This window comes from Streptomyces sp. NPDC046900, from assembly GCF_040644975.1.
Taxonomy (GTDB): Bacteria; Actinomycetota; Actinomycetes; order Streptomycetales; family Streptomycetaceae; genus Streptomyces.
Genome location: NZ_JBEYXD010000009.1, coordinates 97963 through 114380, shown reverse-complemented (window position 1 = coordinate 114380; position 16418 = coordinate 97963). Strand labels below are relative to the sequence as shown.

The 16418-nt window shown below is 70.2% G+C and carries 14 protein-coding genes; 1 reads left to right on the top strand and 13 read right to left on the bottom strand.

What is annotated here, in order from left to right; all coding sequences use genetic code 11:
* Window positions 1-153: 153 nt before the first annotated feature.
* Window positions 154-2022 (top strand): ricin-type beta-trefoil lectin domain protein, encoded by a 1869-nt coding sequence (locus ABZ904_RS12145; RefSeq protein ID WP_360997750.1) that lies wholly within the window; start codon window positions 154-156, stop codon window positions 2020-2022.
* A 193-nt stretch (window positions 2023-2215) separates the two neighbouring features.
* Here ABZ904_RS12145 and cimA read toward each other — a convergent pair whose 3' ends face one another.
* The 13 genes from cimA to ABZ904_RS12080 form a co-directional block, all read right to left on the bottom strand.
* A complete protein-coding gene (gene cimA / locus ABZ904_RS12140) occupies window positions 2216-3820 on the bottom strand; it encodes a citramalate synthase (RefSeq protein ID WP_359394918.1) in 1605 nt (534 codons plus the stop codon).
* Between the two features lie 279 nt (window positions 3821-4099).
* The gene (locus ABZ904_RS12135; RefSeq protein ID WP_360997753.1) at window positions 4100-5401 is read right to left on the bottom strand and encodes an MFS transporter; all 1302 of its coding nucleotides are present in this window, start codon (window positions 5399-5401) and stop codon (window positions 4100-4102) included.
* A 137-nt stretch (window positions 5402-5538) separates the two neighbouring features.
* A complete protein-coding gene (locus tag ABZ904_RS12130; protein WP_360997755.1) occupies window positions 5539-6150 on the bottom strand; it encodes a TetR/AcrR family transcriptional regulator in 612 nt (203 codons plus the stop codon).
* Window positions 6147-6431 carry a hypothetical protein gene (locus tag ABZ904_RS12125; RefSeq protein ID WP_359394927.1) on the bottom strand — a complete coding sequence of 95 codons (285 nt, stop codon included), beginning with the start codon at window positions 6429-6431 and terminating at the stop codon, window positions 6147-6149. The genes ABZ904_RS12130 and ABZ904_RS12125 overlap by 4 nt, the downstream gene beginning before the upstream one ends.
* A gap of 9 nt (window positions 6432-6440) precedes the next feature.
* Window positions 6441-7490, bottom strand: coding sequence for an agmatine deiminase family protein (locus tag ABZ904_RS12120; protein WP_360997757.1), 1050 nt, complete (start codon window positions 7488-7490; stop codon window positions 6441-6443).
* Window positions 7491-7501: 11 nt separating this feature from the next.
* Window positions 7502-9184 carry an urease subunit alpha gene (locus ABZ904_RS12115; protein WP_359394932.1) on the bottom strand — a complete coding sequence of 561 codons (1683 nt, stop codon included), beginning with the start codon at window positions 9182-9184 and terminating at the stop codon, window positions 7502-7504.
* Entirely contained in the window at window positions 9181-9861 is a 681-nt protein-coding gene (gene ureA / locus ABZ904_RS12110; protein WP_359394935.1) for an urease subunit gamma, read from the bottom strand. Before ureA ends, ABZ904_RS12115 begins: the two co-directional genes overlap by 4 nt.
* A 380-nt stretch (window positions 9862-10241) precedes the next feature.
* Window positions 10242-11330, bottom strand: a complete 1089-nt coding sequence (locus ABZ904_RS12105) for a branched-chain amino acid aminotransferase (RefSeq protein WP_359394937.1) — start codon at window positions 11328-11330, stop codon at window positions 10242-10244.
* Between the two features lie 267 nt (window positions 11331-11597).
* Window positions 11598-12641, bottom strand: a complete 1044-nt coding sequence (locus ABZ904_RS12100; RefSeq protein WP_359394940.1) for a 3-isopropylmalate dehydrogenase — start codon at window positions 12639-12641, stop codon at window positions 11598-11600.
* 271 nt (window positions 12642-12912) lie between these two features.
* Window positions 12913-13044, bottom strand: coding sequence for a hypothetical protein (locus tag ABZ904_RS12095; protein WP_359394943.1), 132 nt, complete (start codon window positions 13042-13044; stop codon window positions 12913-12915).
* A 301-nt stretch (window positions 13045-13345) separates the two neighbouring features.
* Entirely contained in the window at window positions 13346-13597 is a 252-nt protein-coding gene (locus ABZ904_RS12090) for a hypothetical protein (protein ID WP_360997761.1), read from the bottom strand.
* A gap of 151 nt (window positions 13598-13748) precedes the next feature.
* The gene (gene pruA / locus ABZ904_RS12085; RefSeq protein WP_360997763.1) at window positions 13749-15380 is read right to left on the bottom strand and encodes an L-glutamate gamma-semialdehyde dehydrogenase; all 1632 of its coding nucleotides are present in this window, start codon (window positions 15378-15380) and stop codon (window positions 13749-13751) included.
* 38 nt (window positions 15381-15418) lie between these two features.
* Window positions 15419-16345 (bottom strand): proline dehydrogenase family protein, encoded by a 927-nt coding sequence (locus tag ABZ904_RS12080; RefSeq protein WP_360997765.1) that lies wholly within the window; start codon window positions 16343-16345, stop codon window positions 15419-15421.
* Window positions 16346-16418: the final 73 nt, after the last annotated feature.

Below are 16418 nucleotides of genomic sequence, written 5' to 3'. Positions count from 1 at the left end.
CACGTCAGAACAGGTACAGACCTGAGTCCCGGCCGGATCAGGGACGTTGTTCCTTCGGAAACTGAACGCGCACCCTCTTGACGCGGCCGCGGCGCCGTCATTTACTCACGCCTCGCACGCCCCCAGTCCCCCACACCGAAAGGGCGGCGCACCATGAGACCACCGCTGCGCGCGGTTCATCTGCTCCTCGCCGGACTCCTCACCACCGCGGGCCTGTCCGCGGCGGGCACCGCCCCCGCGCATGCCGCCGGGGAACAGATCACGGCCTGGCTGACCACGACCGACGACTCCGGCGGACGCCATGTGGTGCGCGGGCTCCAGGCGCAGACCCCGTTCGCCTTCCAGGCGGGTGCCGGGGGCGGCGGCGAGAACATCACGGTCGACGAGAACACCCGCTACCAGACGTTCACCGGCGGCGGGGCGTCCTTCACGGACACCGCCGCCTGGCTCATGAACAGCAGCGGGGCGCTCTCGCAGGCGACGCGGGACGCCACGATGCGGAAGCTCTTCTCGCCGACGGACGGCATCGGGCTGTCCTTCCTGCGCAATCCGATGGGCGCCTCCGACCTGGCGCGCTTCGGCTACACCTACGACGACGTGCCGGCCGGGCAGACGGACCCGAACCTCACCAAGTTCTCGATCGCGCACGACCTGGCGGACGTGGTTCCGCTGACGAAGCAGGCGCTCCAGCTCAACCCCTCGCTGACGGTCATGGCCACGCCGTGGACGGCGCCCGCCTGGATGAAGGACAGCGGGCAGCTCAACGGGGGCTGGCTGAAGGCGGAGGACTACGGGGCCTACGCCTCGTACTTCGTGAAGTACCTCCAGGCCTACCGCGACCAGGGCGTTCCCGTCTCCTACGTCACGGCCCAGAACGAGCCGACGTGCTGCTCGGGCTATCCGTCGATGAGCTGGAACGCGTCCGGGCTCGCGTACTTCACGAAGAGCGAACTGCTGCCCAAGCTGCAGGCGGCGGGCTTGTCCACGAAGGTGCTCGCGCACGACTGGAACTGGGACGTGTACGACTCGTACGCCGCGCAGACGGTGGACGACGCGGCGGTCCGCTCGCACCCGAACTTCGGCGGCATCGCCTGGCACGGGTACGGCGGTGACGTCACGAAGCAGACGACCGTCCACAACCAGTACCCGCAGCTGGACGCGTTCGGCACGGAGCACTCGGGCGGCACCTGGATCGCCAACCAGCAGCGCGAGGACATGCTCAACATCGTCGACTACACGCGCAACTGGGCGAAGTCCGTGACGAAGTGGTCGCTCGCGGTGGACCAGAACATGGGCCCGCACAACGGCGGTTGCGGCACCTGCACCGGCCTGATCACGGTCCACAACGGGGACGGCGCGAGCGGGACGGTCGACTACACGGTCGAGTACTACACGATGGGCCACCTGACGAAGTTCGTACGGCCGGGCGCGCAGCGCATCGCCTCGACGGCGAGCTCGGCGGTGCCGAACGTGGCCTGGCGCAACCCCGACGGTTCCAAGGCGCTGATCGCGTACAACGACGCCGCCTCGGCGAAGACGGTGACGATCAACTGGGGTGGGCAGCACGCGACGTACTCCCTGCCGGGCAAGACGTCGGCGACGTTCACCTGGTCGGGGACGCAGTCGGGCAGCGGCGAGCAGTCGGGGGCGTTCGTGGGCCTGGCCGGCAAGTGCCTGGACGTGGCGGGGGCGTCGAGCGCCAATGGCACGGGCGTTCAGCTGTACGACTGCAACGGGACGGGCGCCCAGCAGTGGACGGTGAAGGCCGACGGATCGATCCAGGCGCTCGGGAAGTGCCTTGATGTGTCCGGCGGTTCGACGGCCAACGGGGCCAAGGTGCAGTTGTACGACTGCAATGGCACCGGAGCCCAGCGGTGGTCGTACAACTCGTCGACGGGTGATGTGGTCAATTCGGCGGCGAACAAGTGCCTCGACGTGACGGACAACTCGTCGGCGAACGGGGCCCGGGCGCAGATCTGGTCGTGCACGGGTGCGGCCAACCAGAAGTGGCGACTGCAGTAGCCGAGGGGTGACGGTGCGCGCCGCCCCTCGTGGACGGGGGCGGCGCGCATACGACGGGCGGTCCGGCGCCGTCACCTTCTCGGGCCGGTCTCGACCGGTCGCGGGCCTGCCAGGCCCGGGCCGACGACCGTGTCATGAGTCGCGGCGAGTTCGAGAAGCTCGCCGCGGACTCCTGCTGAGGCCCGTCGGGCCGCTACTCCGCCGGCTCCACACCGGCCCGCAGCAGGCCGTAGGTGTAGGCGTCCTCCAGAGCCTGCCAGGAGGCCGCGATCACGTTGTCCGCGACGCCGACCGTGGACCACTCGCCCTTGCCGTCCGAGGTGGAGATCAGCACACGGGTCGTGGACTGCGTGCCGTGCTTGCCCTCCAGGATGCGGACCTTGTAGTCGACCAGCTCGAACGCGGCGAGCTGGGGGTAGATCTTCTCCAGGGCGACCCGCAGGGCGCGGTCGAGTGCGTTGACCGGGCCGTTGCCCTCCGCCGTCGCGACGATGCGCTCGCCCTTCGCCCAGAGCTTGACCGTGCCCTCGTTGGCGTGGGTGCCGTCGGGGCGGTCCTCGACGATGGCCCGCCAGGACTCGGTGCGGAAGTAGCGCAGGGGCGCGCCCTCCACCTCCTCGCGCAGCAGCAGCTCGAACGAGGCGTCCGCCGCCTCGTACGAGTAGCCCTTGAGCTCCCGCTCCTTCACCCGCTCCACGACCCGGCCGACCAGCTCCCGGTCGCCGCCCAGGTCGACCCCCAGTTCCTTGCCCTTGAGCTCCACCGACGCGCGGCCCGCCATGTCGGAGACCAGCATCCGCATGGTGTTGCCCACGAGCTCGGGGTCGATGTGCTGGTACAGGTCGGGGTCCACCTTGATCGCGGACGCGTGCAGTCCGGCCTTGTGGGCGAAGGCGGAGACACCCACATAGGGCTGGTGCGTGGACGGCGTGAGGTTGACCACCTCGGCGATCGCGTGCGAGATGCGCGTCATCTCGCGCAGCCTGCCCCCGGGCAGCACCTTCTTGCCGTACTTCAGTTCCAGGGCCGCCACCACCGGGAAGAGGTTCGCGTTGCCCACCCGCTCGCCGTAGCCGTTGGCCGTGCACTGCACATGCGTGGCGCCCGCGTCCACCGCCGCCAGGGTGTTCGCGACGGCGCACCCCGTGTCGTCCTGCGCGTGGATGCCGAGCCGGGCGCCCGTGTCCGCGAGGACCGTCGACACCACCGCCTGGACCTGGGCCGGCAGCATCCCGCCGTTGGTGTCACAGAGGATCACCACGTCCGCGCCCGCCTCCGACGCCGCGCGGACCACCGACTTCGCGTACTCCGGGTTGGCCCGGTAGCCGTCGAAGAAGTGCTCGCAGTCGACGAAGACCCGGCGGCCCTCGGCCCGCAGATGGGACACCGTGTCGCGGATCATCTCCAGGTTCTCGTCGAGCGTCGTGCGCAGGGCCAGTTCGACATGGCGGTCATGGGACTTCGCGACCAGGGTGATCACCTGCGCACCCGAGCCCAGCAGCGCCTTGACCTGCGGGTCCTGTGCCGCCTTGCCGCCGGCCCGGCGCGTCGCGCCGAAGGCGACGAGCTGGGCGTGCCGGAAGTCGATCTCCTCCTGGGCCCGCGCGAAGAACTCCGTGTCCCGCGGGTTGGCACCGGGCCAGCCGCCCTCGATGAAGCCCACGCCGAAGTCGTCCAGGTGCCGTGCGATGGCCAGCTTGTCCGCGACGGTGAGGTTGATGCCCTCGCGCTGCGCACCGTCGCGCAGCGTCGTGTCGAAGACGTGGAACGAGTCGTCGAGCTCGCTGGTTTCCGTCATGGTCTCAAGGCTCCTGATTTGATCTCGGTCTACCGGAATGACCGGTTCCACCGTCCCCCCATGGTCCCTCGCGCGTGCCTCCCGGCTGAAGGTGGGCCAGGAAAACGAAAAACCTCTCGCGGGTGCGAGAGGTCTGCGCGCGGGTCGAGGACGACGGTGGCCGCCCGTACCTGTCGTACGTAGCGGTCACTGCGGACCGGCGCGCCTGCTGCCAATAATCATGGCGAACGAGAGCACGGGGGCAGTCTGGCACAATCCGCCCTCGCGCTCACCGCCGTCTCAGGATGCGGTCGTCAACGTGGACGGCTCGGAGGTGCTCACCCGGGTCAGATCCAGGTCCCGCGTCTCCCTCATGGTGACGTGGACCACAAGGGACACCGCCGCACAGCCCGCCACGTACCAGGAGAAGCCGGACTCCGCGCCCGCGTCCTTGAACCACAGCGCCACGTATTCCGCCGTCCCTCCGAAGAACGCGTTGGCGAGGGCGTACGGCAGGGCGACGCCCAGGGCCCGGACGCCCGTGGGGAACAGTTCCGCCTTCACACAGGCGTTGATCGAGGTGTAGCCGGTGACCACGACCAGAGCGAGCAGGGACAGACCCAGCGCCGGCCAGAAGCTGCTCGCATGCTTCAGCAGCGTCATGATCGGGACCGTCAGGAAGGTGGAGCCGACCGCGAAGGTGATCAGTAGCGGACGGCGGCCGATCCGGTCGGCGAGTCGGCCGGCCGGTGGCTGGAGGCAGGCGAAGACGATCAGCGCGGTGAAGGAGACGAGAGTCGCCGTCTCCTTGGACAGACCCGCGGAGTTGGACAGGTACTTGGTCAGATAAGTGGTGTACGTGTAGTACGCGACCGTGCCGCCCATGGTCAGAGCGATCACCAGCAGGGCCTCGCGCCGGTGCCGCCACAGCGCGCGCAGCGAGCCGCGCTCCGCGCCGCCGGTCTCGTCGGCCTCGTAGACCTCGGTCTCCAGCATGTTCCGGCGCAGATAGAAGACGACCGCCGCGCCCAGCGCACCCACCACGAACGGGATGCGCCAGCCGTAGCTGTGCAGTGCGTCGTCGGACATCGTGCGCTGGAGGACGATCTGGAGGCCGAGACCGACGATCTGGCCCGCGGTCATCGACACGTACTGGAAGCTGGAGGCGAACCCGCGCCGCGCCGGGTCGGACGCCTCGGTGAGGTAGGTGGCGCTGGCCGCGTACTCGCCGCCCACCGACAGGCCCTGCAGCAGGCGGGCGACGAGCAGCACGAGCGCGCCGCCGTACCCCGCGACGGCGTAGGTCGGCGCGACGGCGATGAGGATCGCCGAGGCGGACATCAGCGTGACCGTCAGGGTCAGGGCGGCCTTGCGTCCTCTGCGGTCACCGACCCGGCCGAGCAGCCAGCCGCCGACCGGGCGCATGAAGAAACCGACCGCGAAGATGCCCGCCGTGTTCATCAGCTGGGCCGTGGGGTTCCCGTCCGGGAAGAAGGCCCCGGCGAAGTAGGTGGCGAAGCTCGCGTAGACGAACCAGTCGTACCACTCCACCATGTTGCCGGCCGAGCCGATCCAGATCCTCTTCCAGTGCTCTCGTCCCATGGCCCGTAACGTGCCCGTCGTTCGCGAATGCGACAAGAGCGCCTCGGGTGTTGTCCATCGTGTTCACGCCACCGGGGGGTGCCGTCCTCCGGCGGCCGATCAGGTGTCCGGATTTTCGGCCGCCCCAGGGACTCGTCTCAGGTGTCCGGATTTCCCGGCCGCCCCAGGGACTCGTCCAGGAACTCCCGTACATGGCCGAGGATCTGCTCCCGGTCGGTGCCGCGCAGGCCGATCGCCACGTGGATGGAGAAGCCGTCGAGAAGGGCGCGCAGCCGGGCGGCGAAGCGGTCGGCGTCGACGGGCCGGAACTCGCCGCGCGAGACGCCCTCCGCGATCAGGGCGACCAGGTCGCGGTGCCAGGCGCGCTCGATGGCGGCCTGCCGGTCGCGAGCGTCGTCGTCGGCGTTCTGCGAGCGGTTCCACACCTCCAACCAGAGGGTCCAGTGCGGGTCCCGGTGGCCGTCCGGGACGTAGAGGTCGACGTAGGCGTCGAGGCGCTCACGGGCCGTCACCCCACGGCTGAGCAGCCTTCCGCGCTCGGCGCCGAGCCGGCCCTCGCTCCACTCGAGGGCCTGCAGCAGCAGTTCGTCCTTGGAGCGGAAGTAGTAGAGCAGATGGCCGCTGCTCATCCCGACCTCGCGCCCGAGCGCGGCCATGGTGAGCTTCTCCAGACCGCGCTCGGCGATCATCTCCATGGCGGCGGCGAGGACGTCCTCGCGGGGCGGGGCGGACTGCCGGCTGCGGGTCATCCGGTCGCCTCCACGTCCTGCACCGCGTGCACGCGGACGGCGTCCGGGACGAGCCGGGTCTCGTGCCCGCCCGAGCAGCCGGAGGCCACGACGGCGGCCTCTGCCCCGCAGGAACAGACGCCGGTGACTCCATGATCGGGGCCGGCGGCGCGGCAGCCGCCGAGGCGGGAGACGTCGAGGTCGTCGGTCCCCGGCCGTTCGGGGCGTCCCGGCATCTCGTCGGGCCGGCGAACCGGCGCGGTCAGCTGTCTTCCGCGGGTGGCGCGGAGCATCACATTCACCGGAACGTTCTACCCGAGGGCCGTCTTCGGCTGCTGCTGGGTGATGCAGTGGATGCCGCCCCCGGCCGCGAAGATCGTCCGGGCGTCGACGAGCGTCACCGTCCGCTCGGGGAACAGCCGGCGGAAGATCCCGGCGGCGATCTCGTCCCGAGGGTCGTCGAAGCCGCACAGCACCACTCCGCCGTTGCAGAGGTAGTGGTTGATGTAGGAGTAGTCGCTCCAGTGACCGTCGGCCTCCAGGACGGTGGGGGCGGGGACCTCGACGACCTCCAGACGGCGGCCCCGGGCGTCGGTGGCGGACCTCAGGATCCCGATCACCTCTTTCGTCACCTCGTGGTCGGGGTGCGCCGGGTCCGGCTGGTGGTGGGCGACGACCACTCCGGGGCGGGCGAACGCGGCGACGATGTCGACATGGCCGAGGGTGCCGAAGCCGTGCGGAGGGTAGTCGGCGGTCAGGCCGCGCGGCAGCCAGATCGCCTTGCGGGTGCCGAGATGGGCGTGGATCTCCGCCTCCACCTGCTCCTTCGTCCAGTGCGGGTTGCGTTCGGGGCCGAGCTGGACCGTCTCGGTGAGCAGGACCGTCCCCTCGCCGTCGACGTGGATCGCGCCGCCCTCGTTGACCAGCTTCGAGGCGTACGTCCGGGCGCCCGCGAGGTCCGACACATACGCGGCGATCTTGGCGTCGTGCTCCCAGCGGGCCCAGCTCTGGGCGCCCCAGCCGTTGAACGTCCAGTCCACGGCTGCCAGTCCGCCCTTCCCGTCGGTGAGGAAGGTCGGGCCGATGTCACGCATCCAGGCGTCGTCGAGGTCGCGTTCGACGGTGTCGATCCCCGGGCCGAGGAGGGTACGGGCCTGGGCCGAGCGGCCCGGACCGCAGACCACGGTGATCGGCTCGAAGCGGCGTACGACGCGGGCCACAGCCGCCCAGGCGCTCTCGGATGCCGCCAGGTCCTCGGGGTCGTCGAAGGTCGGGTTGGGGCTCGGCCACGCCATCCAGGTGCGCTCGTGCGGGGTCCACTCGGCGGGCATGCGGAAGCCGTCGGAGGCGGGGGTGGTCATGTCTGACGTCCTCACAGGAAGTACAGGCGGTTGAGGGAGACGGACTCGGCCGGCTCGGAGCGCAGGGGATCGCCGTCGAGGGTCACCAGGCCGGAGCGCTGGTCGACATCGACCGTTCCGGTACGGGCGTTGAGGCGCAGGTCGGCGGGGCCGATCCCGCGGGTGCCCCGGACGGCGACCCGCCGCCTTCGGGTCGGCATCCGGTCGCCCTCCTGCTCGGCGGCCGCCCGGGCGACGAAGGCCACGGAGAGGTCGGCGGGGGTCGCTCCGTGCGCCCCGAACTGGGGTCCCAGCACGAGGGGTTCGCAGGTGTCGGTGGCCGCGTTGGGGTCGCCGACCACTCCGTACGCCGGGAAGCCGGCCTTCAGCACGAGCTGCGGTTTGGCCCCGAAGTACTCCGGTCGCCACAGCACGATGTCGGCCAGCTTGCCCACCTCGATCGAGCCCACCTCGTGCGAAAGGCCGTGCGCGATCGCGGGGTTGATCGTCAGCTTCGCGATGTAGCGCAGCACGCGGGCGTTGTCGTCGTCCGGGCCGTCGCCCTCCAGGGGACCCAGCTCGGCCTTCATCTTCCCGGCCATGGCGAAGGTGCGGCGCACGGTCTCGCCGGCGCGGCCCATGCCCTGCGCGTCGGACGAGGTGATGCCGATCGCACCCAGGTCGTGCAGCACGTCCTCCGCGCCCATGGTTCCGGCACGGATGCGGTCGCGGGCCATGGCCGCGTCGCCGGGCAGGTCGGTCTTGAGGTCGTGGACGGAGACGATCATGCCGTAGTGCTCGGCGACGGCGTCCCGCCCGAAGGGCAGCGTCGGGTTGGTCGAGGAGCCGATGACGTTCGCGACGCCAGCCATCTTCAGGACGTTGGGCACATGACCGCCGCCGCAGCCCTCTATGTGGAAGGCGTGGATGGTCCGCCCCTCGAGGACCTTGAGCGTGTCCTCTACGGACAGGCATTCGTTGAGGCCGTCGCTGTGCAGGGCGACCTGGACGTCGTGTTCCTCGGCCACGCGCAGCGCGGTGTCCAGGGCGCGGGTGTGGGCGCCCATGTCCTCGTGGACCTTGAAACCGCAGGCGCCGCCCTCGGCCAGCGCCTCGGTCAGGGGCGCGGGATCGGACGACGAGCCCCGGCCGAGGAAGCCGATGTTGACCGGCCAGGCGTCGAAGGCGTTGAACGCGTGCCGCAGCGCCCACGGCGAGTTGACGCCGACGCCCCACACCGGGCCGAACTCCTGCCCGATGATCGTGGTCACGCCGGAGGCCAGCGAGGCCTCCATGATGCGCGGCGACAGCAGGTGGACGTGCGTGTCGATGGCCCCGGCGGTGGCGATCAGCCCCTCGCCGGAGACGATCGAGGTACCCGTGCCGACCACGACGTCGACTCCGTCGAGGGTGTCGGGATTCCCGGCCCGCCCGATCGCGTGGATCCGGCCCTCCCGGATGCCTATGGAGACCTTCCGGATCCCCTGCGCCGCGTCGATCACCAGCACGTTGCTGATGACGACGTCACAGGTGTCGCGTACGGCCGTGGCCTTGAGGTGCAGCCCGTCGCGGGCGGTCTTGCCGAAGCCGGCGAGGAACTCGTCGCCGTACTTCTGCACGTCGGACTCGACGCGGACCACCAGACCCGAGTCGCCGAGACGGACACGGTCGCCGGCCCGGGGGCCGTGGGTGGCCGCGTAGGCGTAGGGGTTCATCGGCCGGCTCCCAGATATCCGCAGGCGGCGGCCCGTCGCAGGGCCTCTTCCTTCGCTCCGGGCGCGTCCAGCGGGCCGTCGACGAGACCCGCGAAACCGATCGCGACCCGGCCGCCGCCGATCGGCACGAGCCCGATCTCGACGGTCTCCCCCGGCCCGAACCGGACGGACGACCCGGCGGGCACGGCGAGCCGCATGCCGTAGGCGTCGGCACGGGCGAAGTCGAGCCGCGGGTTGGCCTCGAAGAAGTGGAAGTGGGAGGTGACGGAGACCGGGACCGTGGCGGTGTTGGTCACGGGCATCCGCACGACCGCCTCCGGCTCGGCGTGCACGGGCCCGGGGAGCAGGGCTCCGGGGGCCCGTTCCCCAAGCCCTTGTCCGATGGGGTCGGAGACCACCGCGAGCCGCGACCCGTCGTCGAAGACCGCCTCGACGTGCACCTCGGTGACGATGTCCGCGACGCCCGGCAGCACATCGTCCGGACCGAGTACGGACCGCGCCGCCTCGATGGCCTCGGCGAGCCGCTTCCCGTCCCGGGCGGCCTCGCAGACGGTGTCGGCGATCAGCGCGGTGGCCTCCGGCACGTTCAGCCTCAGACCCCGGGCCCGCCGCGCACGAGCGAGCTCGGCGGCCCCGAACAGCAGCAACCGGTCACGTTCCGTGGGGGTGAGTCTCACGCGTCGGCACCTCCTTGCTTCCCAGACTTTAGAGCGCTGCTCTAAACGCGTCCTCACTCTAGACGCTGGCATCAGGGAACGGAACTGCTGCGATGGCCGATACAGGTCACACAGCTTTGAGCAGTGCTCTAAGTCACGCGCAGCCGGGGGTGACCGTGTTCGTCCTGCGACATCACCGGACGGCGCTCGGTGCGGGCAGGGCCGAGACGCGGGGGCCATGGCGGACGCGGCGAACAGCAGCAGAGGGGTACATGCGGCGAGCAGCGCGAGGCTCTGCGGCCGACGCGGCGCGTGTGACGCGGTGAGGCCGTTACGCCTCGAACGAACCGCCGGGCCGCCCAGACGCAATGTAATGGGCGGCCCGGCGGCTCTTTACACGCTCAGCCGAGCTGGTGCATCCAGCCGTGTGTGTCCTCGCGGGTGCCGCGCTGGAGGTCCAGCAGGGCATCGCGGAGGGCCAGGGTGACCTTGCCCGGCTCGCCGTCCTGCTGCTTCCATTCGGCACTCGCGCGCTTGACCGTACCCACCGGGGTGATCACCGCCGCTGTGCCGCAGGCGAAGACCTCGGTGAGGGTGCCGTTCTCGGAGTCGGCCTGCCACTGGTCGATGGAGACGCGGCCCTCCTCGGCCTCGTAGCCGAGGTCCCGGGCGACGGTGAGAAGGGAGTCGCGGGTGACACCCTCGAGGATCGAGCCGGTCAGCGAGGGGGTGACGATCCTGTCCCCGTACACGAAGTACAGGTTCATGCCGCCGAGCTCCTCGACCCACTTGTGCTCCACGGCGTCGAGGTAGCAGACCTGGTCGCAGCCCTTGGCAGCGGCCTCGGCCTGGGCGAGCAGGGAGGCCGCGTAGTTGCCGCCCGTCTTGGCGTCACCCATGCCGCCGGGGACGGCGCGGACCCGGTCCTCGGAGACCCAGATGGAGACCGGCTTGACGCCGCCGGCGAAGTAGGCGCCGGCCGGGGAGGCGATCACGAGGAACAGGTACTCGTTGGCGGGCTTCACGCCCAGCCCGACCTCGGTGGCGATCATGAACGGGCGCAGGTAGAGCGACTCCTCGCCGCCGTGCGCGGGCACCCACGCCTTGTCCTGCTGGACGAGGGCGTCGCAGGCCTCGATGAACGTCTCCACCGGCAGCTCGGGCATGGCCAGGCGCCGGGCGGAGCGCTGGAAGCGCCGGGCGTTCATCTCCGGGCGGAAGGTGGCCACCGAGCCGTCGGGCCGACGGTACGCCTTGAGGCCCTCGAAGATCTCCTGCGCGTAGTGCAGGACGTTGGTGGCGGGGTCGAGGGAGATCGGGGCGTACGGGACGAGCTGACCGTCGTGCCAGCCCCGACCCTCGGTCCACTTGATCGTCACCATGTGGTCGGTGAAGTGGCGGCCGAACCCGGGGTTGGCCAGCATCGCCTCCCGCTCCGCGTCGGAGAGCGGACTGGCGGAGGGCTTGAGCTCGATCGTGGGCGTCGTCATGTGTGGTTGTCCTTCACCGGTTGTGTTGACGGGCCGCGCTCACGCCCGTCCCGCCGTTGGCGGTCGTAGGACGTCCGAGCATTCCCTCATTCCGCGGCTCCTGGTTCGATTATCGCAAGCGAAGAGTCGCCGCCGAAACGGTGTGAATGCGGCCCAAGGGGTAGCCCATGGGTGCGTCGATGGTGACACCCGGCGACGGCATGGGAAAGCCGCCGGGCGCAAAGGCGACCCGACGGCCTTTCTCAGAGGTGTGAGAAGCGCGGCGGGTCAGCCGGCTACTCGTACGGCGAGCGCGTCGCCGATCTCGTCGGTGCTGCGGGCGGGCCGGCCCGCGCGCTCCGCGAGGTCGGCGGAGACGGCCTCCTCGATGCGGGCCGCCTCGGACTCGTAGCCGAGGTGACGCAGCAGCAGGGCGACCGACAGGACGGTGGCAGACGGGTCTGCCTTGCCCTGGCCCGCGATGTCGGGCGCCGAGCCGTGCACGGGCTCGAACATCGACGGGAACTCGCCGGACGGGTTGATGTTGCCGGAGGCGGCGACTCCGATACCGCCGGAGATGGCGGCGGCCAGGTCGGTGATGATGTCGCCGAAGAGGTTGTCGGTGACGATCACGTCGAAGCGCTCGGGCTGCGTGACGAGGTAGATCGTCGCCGCGTCCACGTGCATGTACTCGGTGGTGACCTCGGGGAACTCCTCACCCACCCGGGTGAAGATGTCCGTCCACAGATGACCGGCGTGCACCAGCACGTTGTTCTTGTGGACGAGGGCCAGCTTTTTGCGGGGGCGGGCCTGCGCGCGGGCGTAGGCGTCGCGCACGACGCGCTCGATACCGAAGGCGGTGTTCAGCGAGACCTCGGTGGCGACCGCGTGCGGGGTGCCGGTGCGGATCGTGCCGCCGTTGCCCGTGTACGGGCCCTCGGTGCCCTCGCGGACCACGACGAAGTCGATCTCGGGCTGGCCCGCGAGCGGCGTGGCGACACCCGGGAGCAGCTTGGAGGGCCGCAGGTTGACGTGGTGGTCGAAGGCGAAGCGGAGCTTGAGCAGGAAGCCGCGCTCCAGGACCCCGGACGGCACCGACGGGTCGCCGATCGCGCCGAGCAGGATCGCGTCGTGCTGCTTGAGCTGCTCCAGGTCGGCGTCGGTGAGGGTCTCACCGGTGGCGTGGTAGCGCCGGGCGCCGAAGTCGTACTCCTTGGTCTCCAGCTTCACATCCTGCGGAAGGACGGCGGAGAGGACTCTCAGCCCTTGGGCCACGACCTCCTGGCCGATACCGTCACCGGGAATCACTGCGAGATTGATGCTGCGAGACATGACGGCACCGTACTCCTTGTCCCATGGAATGACACGGAGCGTCCGGGATACGGACACTCGTCGGTACCGGCCACTCGCGGCTCACTGCTCCTGGTGCCGGCACCCGCGCGCGGTGTGGCGTGCGGATGCGGAGCGAACACCTCGAGGTGCGGCGCGGCACATGACGCGGAGCGCCCGGCCGCGCCGCACCTCGTGCGGGTGCGGCTCCCGGCAGGTGGGTGATCTCCCGGCCCGACCGGGGATCAACGGTCCTCGGGGTGAGGGCCGCGGCTCAGTGGCCGGTCTCGCCGCCGTTGTCCCGGCGGTCGAGCGCACGCTGAAGCGCGGCGGCAGCCTTCTTACGGTCGGACTCGCTCGTACGGGAAAGGTGACGGACTCGGCGGCGGGCGGTCGTCTCGGCCATGGGAAATCGACTCCTTCGACATCCGGGAGTGCGGAAAGGGGTAACGAGACGCCGGAGGGGCGGGGAGCGGTGCCGCAGGGGTTGCCTGCACGGGGCCCGGCTCACGACCGCCATTCGCTTGATCGAGCGAGACGTTCGGCTCCTACAAAGCTAAGCGAGGAGGGCGCGTCTGTCTCCACAATTACTCGGACTTCCTACTATCTGAGACGGCCACTCGGGTCACACGCCCCTGGCCTGCGCATCTGTCAGCCACCCGGATGCCGGTCCCCTGCCTGGCCCAGCCTCCGTCCGGCGACGGACGTCAGAGCACGTCGCCGTCCCGCCGGTCGAAGACCGGCTTGTGCTCCGGGTCGAGTGGGCCCGCGGCCACGGGGCGCACGAAGGTGCAGCCCTCCTCGCTGCGCAGCCGCACCACGCCGCGGGGGCCGAGACCGCACAGGCGGCCGGGCCAGAGCGGCCGGCCCTGGGTCGCGTACAAGCCGGTGCCCTCGCCACTCGCGGAGAGCCCCCCGAAGTCGCCGGCGGCGTCGGTGATCCGCTCGAGCCCGGCCATGACGGCTCCGACGGGGCCCGGAGGCGAGGTCCGCGGTGTGGGCCGTGCGGGATCGGGTGGCCACTGGACCAGGATGACCGTTCGCGCAATGAGAACCGCCCCCGTCCCGGGTTCTTCGCAACCGGGGCAGGGGCGGTGATCAGTGGGGCAATCAGCCCATGTGCGGGTAGGTGTAGTCGGTCGGCGGGACCAGCGCCTCCTTGATGGCGCGGGTCAGGGTCCAGCGCAGCAGGTTCTGCGGGGCGCCGGCCTTGTCGTTGGTGCCGGAGGCGCGGCCGCCGCCGAAGGGCTGCTGGCCGACGACGGCGCCGGTCGACTTGTCGTTGATGTAGAAGTTGCCGGCCGCGTAGCGCAGCTTCTCCATCGTGTACGCAGCCGCGGCGCGGTCGTTGGCGACGACCGAGCCCGTCAGTGCGTAGTCGGAGACCGACTCCATCTGGGCGAGCATCTCGTCGTACTTCTCGTCCTCGTAGACGTGCACGGCGAGGACCGGGCCGAAGTACTCGGTGCGGAAGACCTCGTTCTCCGGGTCGGTGCACTCGATGACGGTCGGGCGCACGAAGTAGCCGACCGAGTCGTCGTAGCTGCCGCCCGCGACGATCGTGCAGGTCGGGTCTTCCTTCGCCCGGTCGATGGCGGCCTTGTTCTTGGCGAACGCACGCTCGTCGATCACGGCGCCGATGAAGTTCGACAGGTCGGTGACGTCACCCATGGTCAGGTGGTCGACCTCGGCCGCGAACTCCTCCTTGAAGCCGGAGTTCCAGATGGACGCCGGAACGTACGCGCGGGAGGTCGCCGAGCACTTCTGGCCCTGGTACTCGAAGGAACCGCGGGTCAGCGCCGTCTTCAGGACCCCGCGGTCGGCGCTCGGGTGCGCGACCAGGAAGTCCTTGCCGCCGGTCTCGCCGACCAGACGCGGGTACGAACGGTACTTCTCGATATTGTTGCCGATCGTCTTCCACAGGTACTGGAAGGTCTTGGTCGAGCCGGTGAAGTGGATGCCCGCCAGGTCCCGGTGCTCGAGCGCGACCTCGGAGACCGCGATGCCGTCGCCGGTGACGAGGTTGATGACACCCTTGGGCAGGCCCGCCTCCTCCAGCAGCTGCATCAGCAGCACGGCGGCGTGGGTCTGGGTCGGGGACGGCTTCCAGACCACGACGTTGCCCATGAGCGCGGGCGCGGTGGGCAGGTTGCCCGCGATCGCCGAGAAGTTGAACGGCGTGATCGCGTAGACGAAGCCCTCCAGCGGGCGGTGGTCGAGACGGTTCCATACGCCCGGGGAGTTGGCCGGGGGCTGCTCGGCCAGGATCTGGCGGGCGTAGTGGACGTTGAAGCGCCAGAAGTCGACCAGCTCGCACGGGCTGTCGATCTCGGCCTGCTGGGCGGTCTTGGACTGGCCGAGCATGGTGGAGGCGGCGATGGTCTCGCGCCAGGGGCCGGCGAGCAGCTCGGCGGCACGCAGGATGATCGCCGCGCGGTCGTCGAAGGACATCGCGCGCCAGGCGGGCGCGGCGGCCAGGGCCGCGTCGATGGCGTCCTCGGCGTCCTGCTGGGTGGCGTTGCGGAGCGTGCCGAGGACGGCCTTGTGGTTGTGCGGCTGCACGACCTGGAACGGCTCGCCGCCGCCCATCCGCTTCTCACCGCCGATCGTCATCGGCAGGTCGACCGGGTTCTCGGCCAGCTCCTTGAGCTTGGCCTCCAGCCGGGCGCGCTCGGGAGAGCCGGGGGCGTAGCCGTGCACCGGCTCGTTGACGGGGGTGGGGACCTGGGTCACAGCGTCCATGGGTTCCGTAACTCCTTGACGTGAGCGGGTGTTCGGGCTCAGCCCTTGCTGACCATCGAGCGGACGAAGAAGCGCAGGTTCGCGGGCTTCTCGGCGAGACGGCGCATGAAGTAGCCGTACCAGTCGGTGCCGTACGCGGTGTAGACGCGCATACGGTGACCCTCGGCGGCCAGGCGCAGGTGCTCCTCGCTGCGGATGCCGTACAGCATCTGGAACTCGTACTCGTCCAGCTTGCGCCCGGCGCGCCGGGCGAGTTCCTGCGCGATGGAGATGATCCGCGGGTCGTGGGAGCCGATCATCGGGTATCCCTCGCCGTCCATCAGCGTCTTCAGGATGCGGACGTACGCCTTGTCGATCTCGTGCTTCTGCTGGTATGCGACCGACGCGGGCTCCTTGTACGCCCCCTTCACGATACGCACCCGGCTGCCGCTCGCGGCGAGGCGGCGGGCGTCCTCCTCGGTGCGGAAGAGGTAGGCCTGGATCACACAGCCGGTCTGCGGGAAGTCCTTCCGCAGCTCCTCGTGGATGGCGAACATCGAGTCGAGGGTGGTGTGGTCCTCGGCGTCCAGGGTGACGGTGGTGCCGATCGCCGCGGCGGCCTCCACGACGGGGCGCACGTTGGCCAGGGCCAGCTCGTGACCGCCGGGCAGCGCCTGGCCGAACATGGAGAGCTTGACGGACATCTCGGCCTTCGTACCGAGCTCCAGGTCCCTCAGCCGGTCGATCAGCTGCAGGTAGGCGTCCCGCGCGGCCGTGGCCTGCGCCGGAGACGTGATGTCCTCGCCGACGACGTCCATGGTGAGCTCCAGGCCCCTGCCGGTGAGCTCCTCGATGACGGGGACGATCTGGTCCACGGTCTCGCCGGGGATGAAGCGGTCGACGACCTGCTTGGTCACCGGGGCCGCCGAGATCAGACGGCGCATCCGGTCGCTGCGCGACGCGGCGAGAATCACGGGACCCAGCACGGGCCACCTCCACAGGGGCAACAGGAGGCCGAATCCCGACGACTCGGGTACGGCACGGAGAACCACCGTGAAA

Coding starts and splice junctions, on each gene's coding strand:
- ABZ904_RS12145 (WP_360997750.1), top strand. CDS start 154: ATGAGACCACCGCTGCGCGCGGTTCATCTGCTCCTCGCCGGACTCCTC.
- cimA (WP_359394918.1), bottom strand. CDS start 3,820: ATGACGGAAACCAGCGAGCTCGACGACTCGTTCCACGTCTTCGACACG.
- ABZ904_RS12135 (WP_360997753.1), bottom strand. CDS start 5,401: ATGGGACGAGAGCACTGGAAGAGGATCTGGATCGGCTCGGCCGGCAAC.
- ABZ904_RS12130 (WP_360997755.1), bottom strand. CDS start 6,150: ATGACCCGCAGCCGGCAGTCCGCCCCGCCCCGCGAGGACGTCCTCGCC.
- ABZ904_RS12120 (WP_360997757.1), bottom strand. CDS start 7,490: ATGACCACCCCCGCCTCCGACGGCTTCCGCATGCCCGCCGAGTGGACC.
- ABZ904_RS12115 (WP_359394932.1), bottom strand. CDS start 9,184: ATGAACCCCTACGCCTACGCGGCCACCCACGGCCCCCGGGCCGGCGAC.
- ABZ904_RS12105 (WP_359394937.1), bottom strand. CDS start 11,330: ATGACGACGCCCACGATCGAGCTCAAGCCCTCCGCCAGTCCGCTCTCC.
- ABZ904_RS12100 (WP_359394940.1), bottom strand. CDS start 12,641: ATGTCTCGCAGCATCAATCTCGCAGTGATTCCCGGTGACGGTATCGGC.
- ABZ904_RS12095 (WP_359394943.1), bottom strand. CDS start 13,044: ATGGCCGAGACGACCGCCCGCCGCCGAGTCCGTCACCTTTCCCGTACG.
- ABZ904_RS12090 (WP_360997761.1), bottom strand. CDS start 13,597: ATGGCCGGGCTCGAGCGGATCACCGACGCCGCCGGCGACTTCGGGGGG.
- pruA (WP_360997763.1), bottom strand. CDS start 15,380: ATGGACGCTGTGACCCAGGTCCCCACCCCCGTCAACGAGCCGGTGCAC.